The organism is Saprospiraceae bacterium, from assembly GCA_016717265.1.
Taxonomy (GTDB): Bacteria; Bacteroidota; Bacteroidia; order Chitinophagales; family Saprospiraceae; genus Vicinibacter.
Genome location: JADKFX010000001.1, coordinates 806,984 through 824,198 on the forward strand (window position 1 = coordinate 806,984; position 17,215 = coordinate 824,198).

A 17,215-nucleotide genomic window follows, 5' to 3' on the forward strand; every position below is an offset into this window, starting at 1 on the left:
TATTGCAGTGCTATTTGTATTGTAAATAAATATTCTTCATTTTTCTATTCGTAAAAGACGTTATTATGAAATATCGTATTTCAATCTCAATTTTATTTTTTAGCTCCTTTCTTTGTTTTGGACAGAACCGGATGATAAGCGGGAAGGTATATTCGGCAAAAGATAAAGCTTCCCTTATCGGAGTCAATGTATTTAATAAAGTTAGCAAACAAGCTACGGTAACTGGTGAGGATGGTCACTATAATTTGGAAGCTGCGCCAAATTCTGTTTTCATTTTTAGTTATTTGGGTTATAGTTCTAAAGAAGTAAATATTGGAAATGATATGAATTTTAATGTTCAATTAGCAGAAGATTTGCAATTATTATCTGAAATTATTGTAACAGGGTATGGTTCACAAATTAAAAGGGACTTAACCGGTAATATTTCTAAAATAAGAGCAGAAGATGTTAAGGATATTCCGGTCAATAGTGTTGAACAATTATTACAAGGTACTGCTGCTGGTGTTCAAGTAAATGCAGGTACAGGAAAATTAGGACAGGCTATGCAAGTTAGAATTCGAGGTAATTCTTCTGTTTCTGCTTCAAACCAACCATTATATGTAGTTGATGGAATTCCCATTACCACAGCAAATTTATCGGATATAAGTGTCGGTGCGACGAACTCAATAGTAGATATAAATCCTGAAGATATTGAATCCATTGAAATATTAAAAGATGCTTCAGCTGCAGCAATTTATGGTTCGCGAGGCTCAAATGGTGTTATTTTAATAAGCACTAAAAGAGGAAAGGAAGGAAAAACTAATATAAATTTTGGAATTCAGTTTGGAAGCGGGAAAGCTGCAAAGAAAGTAGATTTTTTAAATTCTGCTCAATACATTGATTATTACACAAAAGCAGCTAATAATTCTGATCGCATTGATGGATTGGATCCTCAAAGTCCCGATTCTTATACTGGGTATATTTTATCTTTCTTTGATGCTATAAGTGTAGGCACCTATGGTACTGTAGACCAAGCAGATACACCTTGGGATGAACTTGCTTTTCAAACAGCACCTCAAAAACAAATTGACTTAAGTTTAGATGGTGGAAGTGAGAAAACTAAATTTTTTGTATCAGGTCAAGTGTTAGATCAGACGGGTATTTTGGTAGGCAATAAACTTAAAAGAATTTCAGGACGTATGAATCTAGATCACCAGGCTAATAAGTATTTAAATTTTGGATTTAGTATGGGTTTGGCAAGAACCTTAAATAATCGAATTAATAATGATAATAATTTTGATAATCCATTACAAATTATTGCAGCCACTCCGCTTTCTCCAAAAATTGATCCAACTACAGGACTTCTGATTGGTTCGCCTCCAGGAGATATTAATTTACCCCTTTATTATAATCCCTTGTTAAATCTAAATAATGGATCATTAAATACAACGATTCATCGGAATTTAACAACCGTGTATGGATCCTTAAATATTTTTACAGGTTTTACATTCAGATCAGAACTTGGTATTGATTTATTGAATCAACAAGAAGAAGCCTACTTTAACAGTATTACGCAACGCAACAATGGATTCCCATTAGGCTATGGTTTTAATCGATTTAACCGTGTAGAAAATTATAATACAAATAATTTTTTCAATTATGAAAAAGGATTTGGAAATCATGATTTTAATATTACAGCAGGATTTTCATATCAACAATCTCAAAATCAATTTAATTCAGTGACTGGAACAGATTTTCCATCTGATGCATATAAGAAAATTGCAAGTGCTGCAAAAATAAGTAGAGGGAGTTCTACAGAAAGTAATTTTCGGTTTGTATCTTATTTTGCAAGAGCCAATTATAAATTATTAAATCGATATTTGGCGAGTATAAGTGGAAGGATTGATGGATCTTCAAGATTTGGAAAAGATAGCCGTTACGGATTTTTTCCAGCTGTTTCATTTGGCTGGATATTAACGGATGAAGGATTTATGTCGGATAATAGTCAAATCAGTTTTTTAAAATTAAGAACTAGTTATGGTCGTACAGGAAATGCTGAAATTGGAGATTTACCTCAATTAGCTTTATATTCGGGAGATGCAGGTTATGGTGGTTTTCCAGGACAACGACCTTCTCAATTAGGCAATCCAGACCTGCAGTGGGAAAACACTAATCAATTTGATTTGGGGATAGATTTTGGATTTTTAAATGATCGCATTACAGGGGAACTGGATTTATATACAAAAAAAACCACAGGACTTTTATTAAATGTTAATGTTCCAGCAACTACCGGTTTTTCTACTCAAATTCAAAATGTTGGGAAACTTGAAAATAAAGGCATTGAATTGGTTTTGAATGGAAATGTATTGAATCGAAATAATTTGAAATGGTCAACAGGTATTACTCTTGGCATTAACCGAAATAAAATTATTGACATTCAAGGTCAAATTATTGAGAATGGTTTTGCGAATATGAGTCGAGCTATAGAAGGGCAATCAATTGGTGTATTTTTTACACCTGAATATGCAGGTGTCGATCCAAATACTGGTGACGCACTTTGGTATAAAAATATTGAAGGACCCAATGGTGAAATTGATAGAACAACGACTGCAGATTATTCAGAAGCAGAACGCGTAATAATTGGAGATGCTCAGCCGAAATGGATTGGTGGATTGACAAGTACCATTAAATATAAACGTTTTGAATTCTTTATGCTTTGGAATGTTGTTCAAGGAAATTTAATCAATTTTTATGGAATCGGACAGTTCGCTTCTGCAAATGGCCGCTATGAAGATAATCAAACGACAGATCAATTAAATTCCTGGACTTCTGAAAATCCGAATACAAATATTCCGGAAGCTCGTTTGTATTATGACAATGGTGCACAACCTTCAAGTCGTTATATTCGGGATGGATCCTTTGTGAGATTGCGAAGTGCAAGTTTATCTTATAACTTGCCTTTACAGTGTATTAAAAAAGCAGGAATGACCCAAGCTAGAATTTTTATTACCGGTTTAAATCTACTGACAATTACAAAATATCCATATTGGGACCCAGAAGTAAATACAGATGCTTTAGAAAATAATGTAGCACAAGGCTATGATTTTTATACGGCACCTGTCCCAAGAACCATAATGGGAGGTATAAATATTCGTTTTTAATTTAAATCATAAAAACAAAAAGAATCATATGAAACAAATTAATTTAATACTATTCATCTGTTTAATTCTTGTTGCTTGCGATCATAAATTAGATGTCAATCCAACACAAGAAATTGATGAAACCACAGCGCTTAAAACGGCACAAGATGTTAAAGTGACATTAATTGGGGCATACGATGGAATTTCAAGTGAAAATGTTTTTGGAGGGGGATTTCAATTTATACCTGAACTTCTGGGAGATGACAGAGAAGTGATATTTGGAGGCACATTTACAGAACTTAGTGAGGTTTGGCGTAAGACTATAACAACCGGAAATATCATAGTATGGAGAAGTTGGCAAGAATCATATACTGCTATAAACAGAGCAAATAATGTACTTTCAGCAATAGACAAACTTGATGAATCCGACAAAAATAAAGTAGAAGGAGAAGCCCGTTTTATTCGAGCGATCGTATATTTTGGACTTGTGAATCTGTTTGCAAAAACATGGGGAGATGGTGATAATAATATAAATCCTGGTGTTCCATTGGTTCTTACTCCAACGAAGGTAGTTACACAGAATGATTTTCGCCCCAGGGCCTCTGTGGCAGCCGTGTACACACAAATCATTGAAGATTTAAAAATTGCTGAACAAAAATTGCCTGAACAACAAGCTGTAGAGAATTCTGGATTTGCTTTGTCGACTGCCGCAACTGCATTTTTATCAAAAGTGTATTTAATTCAAGGAAATTATACAGCAGCTTTGGAATCATCAAATGCTGTAATTGCATCTGGCAAACATTCACTATCAACAAATTTTGAAGCACTGTTTGTAGATGAAAGTGTAGGGCAAATTAATGAAAGTATTTTTAAAATAATTGTAACGCAACAAGATGGTTTAAATGCAATGAATACTTATTATGCACCTGCTGATTTTCAAGGACGTGGGGATATAAGAATTCAAAATAAGCATTTAGAGCTCTATGAAACAGATGATCCACGGGGTACATTTTTTTCAGAAGCAAGTATGCGTCATTTTACAAATAAGTTTAATGAAGCAATAGGTGACGTAGTTGTTATCAGGTTAGCAGAAATGTATTTTATCCGAGCTGAGTGCAATTTTAGATTAGGTTTAACAACAGGTGCAAGTCCTTTGGAGGATTTAAACTTAATCCGGGATCGTGCAGGCGCAAAACCATTATTGGATACAGATATAAATCTTGATCGAATCTTGTTTGATCGTAAGCTTGAGTTGGCATTTGAAGGTAATTTATTACAGGATCTTAAACGTACACAGCGTAAAATTGGAGATTTGCCTTATAATGATCCAAGTTTGATATTGCCAATTCCACAGCGAGAAATGGATACAAATAAAGCATTGACTCAAAATGATGGATATTAATTAATGCCCAGGTCTATTATTATTCAAAAATTGAAATTAGCAAAAACGACATTATAATTATTCAGACAATTTTTTTAAGTATTTAATGGATACCATCAAAGTTAATTTTTTTGCTGAAAAGTGCTATTCTAAGGATCTAAAATGGAGCCCTTAATTTTGGTTTAAGCTTGCGTTCATTTTATTATTTTATAAGTTTGAACGTGGATCGTTTTATTTTAATTTATCAATGAATCTGTAGAAGAATTAGCATTGTAAATTATTAGCTAACCATTTTATTCTGTGCAAACAGTAAAGGAAAGTTGCCATTGATAGATGCATGAAGTAAATATTAAACTTAAATAATTTGGATTGAATCGAAAAGAGTGCTTGTTGAATAAATATCTTGGGGCATTTAATAAATACTAGACGAACGTAAGTTTAATTGCAATAACTTAGTAACCTATTTATATTGTACACTATAGACACAATGCAATTACTTCATAATTTTATTACTTTTAAAATGAACGGAGAACTATTAAGGTTTGTAAACTTTGAGTGGAATAAACTATTTAAAGGAGTTTGGAAAATTCAAAAAAAACCGCCTCGATTGCTGTCAACAGAGGCGGTTCATAATCCCTGTAAATAAATATCTCATGAAACGTTTGCCAAAAAAATGAAATTGGCCGAATATGAATATGAAAACGTTTTATAATTTAAAAACGATAAATGGTGAAACAATGTTACAGAAAACATCAACAATTTCAAAATATTATTAAAAAATCAGGGTTTACCCTGATACAGCACTCAGGGTAAACCCTGATTTTTTTAAACGTATTTGAAAATAATTCACAAATGGAATGAATTGAATTTATTTTGATACAAGGCAGATTCGATCCTAAGAAATTATATTTTAAAGATCGAACCATTAAATATATATTACTTTTGCATCTATATAACAAATTATCATATGTCTAAAGAAAGAGAAGAAAAACTAAAAGCCCTGCAACTCACGGTTGACAGGTTGGAGAAAACCTATGGAAAGGGAAGTATCATGAAATTAGGAGACAAGCCAGTACTAGATGAGGTAGATTCAATTTCCACCGGGTCACTCGGTTTGGATATTGCATTGGGAATTGGCGGTTTACCGAGAGGTCGTGTGGTCGAAATTTATGGTCCAGAAAGCTCTGGTAAAACAACGCTGGCTATCCATGCTATTGCAGAATGTCAAAAGAAAGGTGGTATTGCCGCATTTATTGATGCTGAACATGCATTTGATAGGGCTTATGCCGAAGCCTTAGGAGTTAATACAGAGGATTTATTAATTTCTCAACCAGATAATGGTGAACAAGCATTAGAAATTACTGAAAACTTGATTCGCTCTGGTGCAATTGATATTATAGTTATCGATTCCGTTGCGGCATTGGTTCCAAAAGCAGAAATTGAAGGTGAAATGGGAGAGTCTAAAATGGGTCTACAAGCTCGTTTAATGTCCCAGGCACTCCGGAAATTAACGGGTACTATTGGTAAAACTGGCTGTTGTTGTATTTTTATAAATCAGCTTCGTGAAAAAATTGGAGTTATGTTTGGCAATCCTGAGACTACAACAGGAGGAAATGCTTTAAAATTTTATGCCTCTATCCGATTAGATATTCGCAGAACTAGTAATGCTATTAAAGATAAAGATGGCAATATTATGGGTAACAGAGTGAAAGTTAAAGTGGTTAAGAATAAACTGTCTCCACCATTCAGAACTGCTGAGTTTGATGTAATGTATGGCCAGGGAATTTCTAAAGCAGGAGAAATAGTAGATCTTGGTGCAGATTTAAGTGTGATTCAAAAAAGTGGTTCCTGGTTTAGTTATGAAGGAACAAAAATTGCTCAAGGCAGGGATTCTGCAAAACAATTTATAGAAGACAATCCTGAATTAGCAAAAGAATTAGAGGAGAAAATTAAAGCCAAACTTGCAAGTGGCAAACTAGTTAAAGCAGTAGCTGGAGAAGAAGCAGAAGAAAGTTAATTTTTTCTTTACAAAAATTAGGATTCAAAAAGATAAATGTTATTTTTGTTGCATTATTACGGAATCCAAATAAGTAGCAATTTTTGCTTTTTTTCTAATTCCCATATATATATCCGAAATAGCGAGATGATAATGTAGTCTCGCTATTATTATTTAATAGCAAGGGGTTTACTATCAACCTTACACGAACACATCTTGGAACCGCCATTTAAACGGATTCATGCTTCTGTTAATCCAGATTTATTCTTATTAATGAATGCCCTTTGTATGTTTCTAAGGTTGAAAAAAAGAAAGAAAAAAACAAATTGGGAAATGGAAGGTTAATACAAAGAGATATACAATCTTTAATTTTAAATAAATTAGCCATTTCTAAACGTGTCTGAAATAATAATACCGCTACAAGGAATACAAAAGACTCAGGACGTTCAATTAATTGAATCCCTGTTATTAAAAACTAGAGGGATTCTATCTTATCGAGTAGAACAAAATAATCAGAGGATTTTTTTAGAACAAGGCAAGGAAGTAATTAATTTTTCTGCACTTTTAAGTTCGATTCAGAAGTTAGGCTATAAAATTATTTCTGTAACAAAAGAAATACCAGTCCTTCAAATGTCATGTGCATCTTGTGCACTTTCTATAGAATCCCTTTTGAGTTCGCAAGTAGGAATTTTAAATGCACATATTAATTATGCTACAGCCAAGCTGAGTGTTGAGTATATACCTGGAATTTTTGATACCCGTAAATTGAAAGCAGCGGTCCAATCTATTGGATATGATTTGTTTCTTGAAGAAGGTGTAAAGGCGCAAGAAAATCTTGAAGAAATACAAAGAAAGGATATACAAACATTAAAATTTAAAGCTATTTCAGCTATCGTGTTATCGATACCCATTGTAATTATTGGAATGTTCTTTATGGATTTAAGATTCTCCAATCTTTTCATGTGGATATTATCCACTCCAGTAATTTTATGGTTTGGCAGAGATTATTTTATCAATGCATTTAAGCAAGCAAAGCACTTTAGCGTTTCCATGGATACCCTTGTTGCCATGAGTTCTGGAGTTGCTTATTTGACAAGTGTGTTTTCTGTTTTATTTCCGAAAATTATTTCGGAAAGCGGGATCCATGCAACTGTTTATTTTGAAGCTGCTTCCGTAGTCATTGCTTTTTTATTATTAGGTAAGTGGCTAGAAGAAAAAGCAAAAAGCAAAACTAATTTAGCGATTAAAAAATTGATAGGTTTGCAAGTTCAAACGGTTTCTAAAGAGTCCACAAAAGGTGGTTTTGAGAAGATTTCAATAGAACAGGTTAAGGAAGGCGATATCTTAATTGCAAAACCGGGTGAAAATATTGCGGTGGATGGAGAAGTTGTATTTGGGGAATCCTATGTAGATGAAAGTTTGTTAAGTGGAGAGCCTGTTTCCGTTTTGAAAAAACCTGGAATCAAAGTGTATGCTGGAACCGTAAATCAGAAAGGGCATTTAAAATATATAGCCAAGCAAGTAGGACAGGAAACCTTACTTTCTCAAATAATTCATTTGGTACAACAAGCACAAGGAAGTAAAGCACCTGTACAGAAATTGGTTGATAAAATTGCGCGGGTGTTTGTGCCAATTGTTATAGGAATTGCATTCTTAGCACTTTTATTATGGATATTTTTAGATCCAATTCAAGGTATTCAAAAGGGATTATTGGCATTTGTTACAGTATTAATTATTGCTTGCCCTTGTGCATTAGGCCTTGCTACACCAACAGCAATTATGGTCGGAACTGGTAAAGCTGCGGAGCTAGGGATTCTTATTAAAAACGCAGAAAGTCTGGAGCTTGCTAATAAAATTCAGGTTTTGGTATTCGATAAAACGGGCACAATTACACAAGGTAAGCCTATAGTAACGGAAGTGCATTGGTTTAAAAAGAACCATTTTTGGAATCCATTTTAGCAAGTATTGTACAATTATCGGAGCATCCATTATCAAATTCTGTAGCTGTTTATTTAAAAGAAACCAAACACATTGCCTTAGATCATTTTGAAAACCTAAGTGGATTTGGTATAAAAGCAAGCAGTAAAGAAGAACAGTACTTTGTTGGAAGTGCAAGTTTAATTAGAAACAACAGCATCCATAATATTGAAAGTGCGAATCATATTGCGAATCGATTTACAAATGAATTAAAGAGTTTAGTATGGTTTTCAAATAGCACAGAAGTTCTTGCTTTATTTGCGATAGAGGATCAGATAAAGCCAAACTCAAAGGAAGCAATTGAGCAACTCAAAGTATTAGGAATTTCAACATGGATGTTGACAGGGGATCATGAAAAAATTGCGGAGCATGTTTCCCAAAAAGTTGGAATTCAAAATTTTAAATCAGGTTTAAGTCCGCAAGAAAAAATCGATTTTGTAAAATCCTTACAAGCACAATTTAAAATTGTAGGTATGGTTGGTGATGGTATCAATGATAGTGCAGCTTTAGCACAATCAGATGTAAGTATTGCAATGGGAAGCGGTTCAGACATTGCCAAGGAATCTTCAAATATGATAATTTTAGCTTCCGATTTATTAAAAGTGCCACAAGCTATCAGACTATCGAAAGAAACATTACGTACCATAAAACAAAATTTATTTTGGGCATTTATTTATAATGTGATTGGAATACCAATAGCAGCAGGGATCTTAGATCCTTTGATCGGGTATACCATGAATCCAATGTTGGCAGGTGCTGCAATGGCATTAAGTAGTGTTAGTGTAGTAAGTAATAGTTTGCGTTTAAAATTTCAACGAATCTAAAATGAGTCAAATTATACAAACTTTAATTTCTACTCTATATTGCCGACAGCGTAATTGAAAAATAGTTGAAACATTGGAAACCCTTTATTTATATTTAAGATTTGCAATTATTTGATTTCTATAAATTCCAACAAGCTTAATTCTGGTGGAGGGAATATCTTGGAGTGATACTTTATAAATTCTAATTTCATTTTAAGAATTGATCTATTTTCTTAGAATCCTATCATTTACACATTTTTTAATTTTCAATATATTTTAATGCAATTCAAGTTGTTAAATATTAACATAAGTTTTAAAAATTTATAGTATCTGGTTATCTAACTTTGTATAAATTGTTGATATATGAAGTATACCCTAAGTTTACTATTATTTTGTTGTTTGAATTCGGATATTATTTCTCAGGATTTTAATGACAGTATAAAAAATATTAATCTGAAAGTAATTGAGATCGGAGGAAATCGAAATAGTCCGGATATTAATCGATTGGATGCGATTCAGAATAATTTTATTTATTCAGGTAAGAAAAATGAAATTATTGAACTCACTAATAAGGATGTAGCATTATCCGAAAAATATGGCCGTCAAATATTTTCTAAAGTTCCAGGTGTATTTGTTTATGATATGGATGGCACCGGAAATCAAATGAATATTTCAACACGAGGATTAGATCCACATCGCGGCTGGGAATTTAATATTCGCAAAGATGGTGTAATAACGAATTCAGATATGTACGGGTATCCAGCGAGTCACTATAATATACCCATGGAAGCAGTAGAGCGAATTGAATTAGTTCGCGGTACGGGATCCTTACAATATGGTGCTCAGTTTGGTGGATTAATAAATTACGTGGACAAGAAACCAACAGATAAAAAGCTTGGATTTGAAACAATCAATACGATAGGTTCTTATGGCTTGCTAAGTACTTATAATGCACTTTCAGGAACCCTTGGTAAATTTCGCTACAATGCCTGGTTGGCAAAAAAATCGAATACAGGATATCGGCATTTTGGTGATTCTAAATATAATGCAGAAAATATTTCCTTATATTATGATATTTCAGATGCAGTTCATTTAAAATTTGAATGGACGCATTCAAATTATCTTATTCATTTGGCAGGTGCATTAACAGATGCCGAATTTGAAAAAGATCCAAGGGCAGCAACCCGTACCCGAAATTATTATAACCCAGATATTCATGTTCCATCCATTAAACTGAATTGGAAAATTGGGCAAAATACAAAACTCAGTTTAACAACATCAGCAGTTCACGGGTATCGAAATAGTGTTTTATTTGATAAACCAACAAATATTAAGGATACCATTGTAGCTGCAACATTACAATATAATAACCGACAAGTAGATATTGATGAATTTAATAGTTTTACCAGCGAATTAAAAATATTACAATCCTATAAACTTCTGAAGCAGACAAGTACCCTGGTTGCAGGAATGCAGTATATGAATAATGATTTAAATAGAATGCAGCTTGGAAAAGGAACTACTGGAACTGATTTTGATTTGTCGCTTGTTAGTCCAGGATTTGGCAGGGATTTACATTTTAAAACAAAAAACATAGCTGTTTTTGCTGAAAATCGATTGGTAGCTTTTGAAAAATTTTCATTGAATGTAGGTATGCGTGTTGAAATTGGTGAAAGTAATTTATCAGGTAAAATTAATTATTATCCGGATGATAAATTGCCAAATACGATTAAGCATTCTTTTCCTCTTTTTGGTGTGAATGCTGAATATGCATTCAATTCAAAAAATAATATTTATGGAGGATGGTCTCAAGCATATCGACCTGTAATCTTAAAAGACATTATACCGGGTTCTATTTTCGAAAAATCAAATTCAAATCTTCAAGATGCTGAAGGTTCAAATCTGGAATTAGGATTTCGAGGATCCTGGAAGTTTTTTAAATGGGATGTAACCGGATTTATGGTTGATTATAATAATCGTTTAGGCACCATTGCACAAAAAGACAGTGCAGGAAATTTAATTATTTATCGAACGAATATTGGAAATTCACAAACAAAAGGTGTGGAATGCTTTATGCAAGTAGATATTTCTCTTGGTAAAAAATCCAGTCTAAACTTTTTTACATCCACTTCATATATGGATGCTAAATACAAAGATGCAGTCATTCGATCTGGGAATGATAATATTAGTGTAGATGGAAATAAAGTGGAAAGTGTACCTGAATGGATCTCTAGAAATGGATTCACTTTTAAATATTCAAAGCTTAGTTTAACTGCTTTAAGTAGCTTTACTTCAGAGTCCTTTGCAGATGCATTAAATACGGTGCAGCCTACATTAAATGGTGCTTCCGGATTAGTGCCATCCTACCATATTTTGGATTTAAATCTTACTATGGTTTTTACAGAAAATCTTAAAGTACAACTTAATGGGAATAATATATTAGATGCCCATTATTTCACTAAAAGACCACAGTTTTATCCAGGTCCAGGAATCTGGCCTTCGGATGGCAGAACGTTTTCATTAACGGTTGGCTATTCTTTAAATGTACAAGCAAATAATGTAGCAGGGAAGCCAATAAGTAATTATTGATGAATGCTTTTAAGGGAACGAATGTGAGTAGCTATTAAATATTTACTCTTAATTTTTGTTGGTTTTTAATCTATTCATATAATGGAGCATTGCACAACGTAGGCTCCATGTGAATCAAAATCAATAAAAGCCGCTGCAAGTAATTATTAAATAAGAGTATCGTTAAGTTTGCAGTATTAAATATTTATATGAAAGGAATTCCTTAAATTCATATAAATTTGTTTTAAAGTTTAATTTTAAATCCAATTAATCATTTTACGATGCATTTATCAACCAGTTCTGCGATAGAACAATTAGAATTATCCAAGAAGTTGTTTCTAGAATTATTCCGACATGGTAGTCTCAATCTTGAAATATATAAACCCATAAAAATTGATTATCAGTCGCCACACGATAGGGATGAAGTATATATTATTATTTCTGGGTCAGGGGACTTTGTATTATCAAAGGAAAAAATGAAATTTCAGCCAGGAGATTTTTTATTTGTACCAGCGGGCACTGAACATCATTTTGAAAATTTTTCAGATGATTTTGCAACTTGGGTAATGTTTTATGGAAAGTTAGGAGGAGAACTAAATCCTGATGTTTAAAGAATATTAATATTTTTGTTTGGAAGACGGACTATTTTACTGAAACTATATTTAATACAATTTTAGTTTGGTTCAGATTCAAAAATTTCATTTGAAAAATGGGATTTAATTTACCTTATTGGAATTAAGTCAGGACAAGCCTATTATAGCGCAAACATAATAGCATTTATCTTTGCGTTATGCGTCATGCTTGCCAACAGTGCTAACATCAAATTATCTGGAACAAACAACAAAACTGGAAGTTAAAAACAATAATTATTAAACAAAGAATTAAATTATAGCAATATGAAATCTATAACAGAAAAATCAACTGGTGAAACAATTACCTTTGTAAAGACAGGGAAAGACACTCAAGGTGCTTTTACAGAGATTATCTGCACTATTCCAGCTAGAAAAGATGGTCCACCGTCACATATTCATCCATTGCAAGACGAAATTTTTGAAGTTATTGAAGGCAAACTTGAACTTTCAGCTAAAGGCAAGAAAATTGTTCTTGAAGAAGGACAAAGTTTTAATGTTACAGCAAACACGGCACACACCTTTTCAAATCCACTTGACAGAGAGACAAAGTTCAGAGCGACATATAAACCTGCACTTGACATTGAATATGTCTTGGTGCAGGGGTTTGAAATAATAAACAGTCAATCTAATCCCAATAAACCGAGTTTTCAGATGATAGTTGATTTTGACTATTTGCTCAAAGAAATTCAAGGACAATACAAGTTTGCTGGTGCACCAGCCATTATATTCAAGGTTTTTGCAGCTATCGGAAGATTATTTTTCAAACCTAAGGTAAAATCGCTTAAAGACCACAATGCTTCGTTCTAAATTAGTTAATCAATTATTCAAGCAACTTTATAAAGAACCGATTAAGTCGGACTTCATTGACAGAGTAGCACGAACTCATAACAGCACATTTGCAATAGGCGGGTTTAAGTGCTCGACAGACAATTTAGTGGTAGCTGAAAGTTTTGTGCTCCGTATAAAGTTCAGTGGTAAAAATCCCGCCCATCGCAAATCTGCAAAACATTTTAATCCATTTTAGAACTGGAAGCTAATTGAACATGAAGTCAAAATCTTATTAGGTTCTAACATCATTTATGGTGCTATTCATGATTCCGCTATTAGTTTCAGCATTTCCTCTATTTTTACTCAAATTTTAACACATTGCAATTATTTACAAGCCTTAACAATCTTCAAATTTTTCTTAATCAGGAGAAATCCTTAGGCAAAACGATTTCTTTTGTCCCAACCATGGGGGCACTTCATTCAGGTCATATTTCTCTTATTGAGTTAGCACAAAAACATGCAGATGTATCTGTTTGTAGCATTTTTGTGAATCCTACGCAGTTTAATAATCCTGAAGATCTAATCAAATATCCACGGATGTTAGAACGAGATGCTTATTTATTAGAAAAAGAAGACTGTGATGTACTATTTGTTCCTAGAATCGATGAAATTTACCCTCCAGACCTTGATACTTCTGTAAATATTGAATTGGGAGGCTTGGATCTTGTAATGGAAGGAGAATTTCGGCCAGGCCATTTTAAAGGTATGTTGCAGGTCGTAAACCGTTTATTGGATATTGTAAAAGCGGATTTTTTGGTCATGGGGCAAAAGGATTTTCAACAATTTACCCTGGTTCAACATATGATCCAGCAACTTTCATTACCCGTTAAATTAATAATTGGAGAAACCTTGAGGGAAACCGATGGGTTGGCTATGAGTTCCCGAAATCTTAGGTTAACGCCAGAAATGAGGGAAAAGGCTCCAATCATCTTTGAATGTCTTATGCAACTTAAAAGGGATATTGGGCAGAAACCAATTGCAGAAATGTGTAGCAAAGTATGGCAGCTTATAACTGAAAAAGGCTTGAAAATGGAGTATTTACAAGTTGTAGATGGCATTCGTTTAGAGCTGTTGGAAAATCCTGAAAACCACCCTTTTATTGTCGCTTGTATCGCTGTTTGGGCTGGAGATGTGAGATTAATCGATAATTTGATACTAAAAGGGAGTTTAAATTGAACTAAACGCAGCTAAAAACCCTTTAAAGATTAGTATTGGTATTTTGCTAATTTTGCGCCCATGTTTTTACAATTCTTTAAATCTAAAATCCACCGAGCTACCGTTACGGAAGCAAATCTCAACTACGTTGGAAGTATTACCATCGATGAAGAATTGATGAAAGCAGCTAATATCTTTGAGGGAGAAAAGGTTCAGATCGTTAATAATAATAACGGAGAACGATTTGAAACCTATGTAATCAAAGGAGAACCGAACTCTGGAATGATTTGTTTAAACGGCGCTGCAGCTCGAAAAGTTGAAGTTGGGGATATTATTATCGTGATATCCTATGCCTTTATGACTCCTGAGGAAGCACAACATTTTCACCCGGTTTCTATCCATGTGGATGCAAACAATCGGATTAAATAATATCCTTTGTCATCACTTCTGAAAAAACTTTTGCAGTTTATACTTTTCTTAAGTATTGGCTTAAGTATTATGTATTATTTATTTCATAAAAATCAGATTGCTTATTTAGATTATTGTCAATTGCAACAAATTCCTGTTGAAAATTGCAGCTTACTCAATAAGTTAAAACAGGATTTTAGTACGCTGCATTATTTTTGGATATTCATGATTTTTGTTGGATTTGCAATGACCAATTATTCACGTACTGTGCGGTGGCAAATTATTCTGAAAACGATGAATTATAATACTCGTTTTGCAAATGCTTATTGTGCAATTAATGTGGGATACCTCGCAAATCTAGGGTTTCCCAGGATCGGTGAATTTGTGAGAGCAATGATATTTTCAAAATATGAAAAACTTCCTTTCGATAAAGTATTTGGATCTGTAGTTTTAGATCGAATAGCAGATATGCTTTCTTTTTTATTATTAATTTTATTAGCTGTTGCGCTAGATTTTCCTTTGTTTCAAACTTTTTTTACAAAGTATGCACATATTCCAACGTTTAATTTAAATTATTATATTGTAGGATTATTGATTGTTGTGGCAGCCTTGTTATTTTTTTTTCGAGCTATAATTTTGGAATTATCACTTGTGAAGAAATTTGCAAGTTTAATTTCAGGAGTTTGGGAAGGCATCCGATCTATTCGAAATTTAAAAGAGCGAAATCAATTTATTATACACACGATACTTATTTGGGTTTGGTTCTTTCTCATGTTCGTTTTTGCTTGTAAATCCTTTGAACCAACAGCAAATCTTCCAATAGTTCCAATGCTGGTTGTTTATGTATTTGGAAGCTTTGGAGTATTTATACCATCACCAGGCGGTATGGGTACATATCATTTTATGGTAATTCTAGGTTTAGGTTTATACGGTTTACAACAGGCAGATGCCTTTTCTTTTGCTAATATAGCGTTTACATTCGGACAATTTTTCGCACTTATAATATTTGGAGTTGGTTCTTTAATTGCATTACCCTGGTTTAATAAATCCCGTTAATTAATTTTGTAAAAGAAATGAAGTATTCTTTGGAATCGAAAATTTATACACAGGAATCGTTACAAGAAAAATGTAAAGAATGGAAAAACGATCAGAATGTTTTAGTATTTACAAATGGTTGCTTTGATATTTTACATGAAGGGCATGTTCGTTATTTATCAGAAGCTAAAACACTGGGTAATAAATTAATTGTTGCTTTAAATGCAGATGCATCGGTTCGCAAATTAAAAGGAGCCGGTCGTCCAATAAATTTACAAAATAGCAGAGCGATTGTGTTGGCTGGTTTGGAAAGTGTGGATGCAATTGTTGTTTTTTATGAAGAAACACCTTTTGAATTGATATCAAAAATTTTACCAAATGTACTTGTCAAAGGAGGGGATTGGAAAGTCGAACAAATCATAGGATCTGATGTTGTATTAAACACTGGTGGCAAGGTCTATTCATTGACATTTCATGCAGGATATTCAACGAGTTTAGTGGAACAAAAGATTAAAAATAAATCTTGATGAAAGTTAACGATCTGGCAAACTATCTGGAATCCATAGCACCCTTAAATTTACAAGAACCCTATGATAATTCAGGATTAATTGTAGGTCATCCGGAAATGGAAATTAAAGGTGTTATGTGTTCCCTGGATTGCACATTAGCCATATTAGAGGAAGCTAAAATTTTAGGATGTAACGTGGTTGTAAGTCATCATCCAATTATTTTTAAGGGATTAAAAAAGATTCATGGGATTCATTATGTAGATCAGGCAGTAATGTTTGCAATTAAAAATGACATGGCGATTTATGCTATTCATACGAACCTGGATTCCGTGTTTCGCCATGGTGTAAATGAAAAGATTGCTAAGAAATTAGAGCTTAAAAATTTACAAATCCTGTCACCCAAAATGGGTAATCCAGAAATTGGTATAGGAATGTTTGGTAATTTGGAGCAGGAGATGCAAACGCAGGATTTCTTAAAGTTTGTAAAGGATAGAATGCAAACAAAACTAATTCGCCATACTTCATTTTTGAAACCAACAATTAAAAACGTAGCTGTTACGGGTGGTGCTGGTGCATTTTTAATACAGGAAGCCATTCAGTCAGGAGCGGATATATTTATCACAGGCGATGTTAAATATCATGAATTTTTTGAGGCAAATTCACAAATAGTTCTTCTTGACATTGGACATTTTGAAAGTGAACAATTTACAATTGAACTATTATTTGGCTTGATTTCTGAGAAATTTCGTAATTTTGCAACCCATTGCACGAAAATTAGTACTAACCCGGTTCAATATTTTTGAT

11 protein-coding genes and 1 pseudogene are annotated in these 17,215 nt (G+C 33.2%); all 12 read left to right on the forward strand.

Annotation, left to right across the window (positions count from 1 at the left end):
* The first annotated feature begins 65 nt into the window (after positions 1-65).
* The 12 genes and pseudogenes from IPO86_03180 to IPO86_03235 all read left to right on the forward strand — a co-directional run bounded on the left by IPO86_03180 (position 66) and on the right by IPO86_03235 (position 17,214).
* Positions 66-3,140, forward strand: a complete 3,075-nt coding sequence (locus IPO86_03180) for a TonB-dependent receptor (GenBank protein ID MBK9727102.1) — start codon at positions 66-68, stop codon at positions 3,138-3,140.
* A gap of 28 nt (positions 3,141-3,168) precedes the next feature.
* On the forward strand, positions 3,169-4,521 hold the full coding sequence (locus IPO86_03185; protein MBK9727103.1) for a RagB/SusD family nutrient uptake outer membrane protein: 1,353 nt from the start codon (positions 3,169-3,171) through the stop codon (positions 4,519-4,521).
* Between the two features lie 946 nt (positions 4,522-5,467).
* Positions 5,468-6,517, forward strand: coding sequence for a recombinase RecA (gene recA, locus IPO86_03190; protein ID MBK9727104.1), 1,050 nt, complete (start codon positions 5,468-5,470; stop codon positions 6,515-6,517).
* A gap of 375 nt (positions 6,518-6,892) precedes the next feature.
* A pseudogene (locus IPO86_03195) lies at positions 6,893-9,297 on the forward strand (copper-translocating P-type ATPase).
* Positions 9,298-9,639: 342 nt separating this feature from the next.
* Entirely contained in the window at positions 9,640-11,865 is a 2,226-nt protein-coding gene (locus tag IPO86_03200) for a TonB-dependent receptor (protein MBK9727105.1), read from the forward strand.
* A gap of 260 nt (positions 11,866-12,125) precedes the next feature.
* A complete protein-coding gene (locus IPO86_03205; protein MBK9727106.1) occupies positions 12,126-12,455 on the forward strand; it encodes a cupin domain-containing protein in 330 nt (109 codons plus the stop codon).
* A gap of 285 nt (positions 12,456-12,740) precedes the next feature.
* Positions 12,741-13,283, forward strand: a complete 543-nt coding sequence (locus tag IPO86_03210) for a cupin domain-containing protein (GenBank protein MBK9727107.1) — start codon at positions 12,741-12,743, stop codon at positions 13,281-13,283.
* 339 nt (positions 13,284-13,622) lie between these two features.
* On the forward strand, positions 13,623-14,480 hold the full coding sequence (locus tag IPO86_03215) for a pantoate--beta-alanine ligase (GenBank protein ID MBK9727108.1): 858 nt from the start codon (positions 13,623-13,625) through the stop codon (positions 14,478-14,480).
* A gap of 60 nt (positions 14,481-14,540) precedes the next feature.
* Positions 14,541-14,888, forward strand: coding sequence for an aspartate 1-decarboxylase (locus tag IPO86_03220; GenBank protein MBK9727109.1), 348 nt, complete (start codon positions 14,541-14,543; stop codon positions 14,886-14,888).
* A 6-nt stretch (positions 14,889-14,894) separates the two neighbouring features.
* Positions 14,895-15,923 (forward strand): flippase-like domain-containing protein, encoded by a 1,029-nt coding sequence (locus tag IPO86_03225; protein MBK9727110.1) that lies wholly within the window; start codon positions 14,895-14,897, stop codon positions 15,921-15,923.
* Positions 15,924-15,940: 17 nt separating this feature from the next.
* On the forward strand, positions 15,941-16,429 hold the full coding sequence (gene rfaE2 / locus IPO86_03230) for a D-glycero-beta-D-manno-heptose 1-phosphate adenylyltransferase (protein ID MBK9727111.1): 489 nt from the start codon (positions 15,941-15,943) through the stop codon (positions 16,427-16,429).
* Positions 16,429-17,214: a Nif3-like dinuclear metal center hexameric protein gene (locus tag IPO86_03235; GenBank protein MBK9727112.1), complete on the forward strand. Its 786-nt coding sequence runs from the start codon at positions 16,429-16,431 to the stop codon at positions 17,212-17,214. Before rfaE2 ends, IPO86_03235 begins: the two co-directional genes overlap by 1 nt.
* Position 17,215 lies beyond the last annotated feature (1 nt).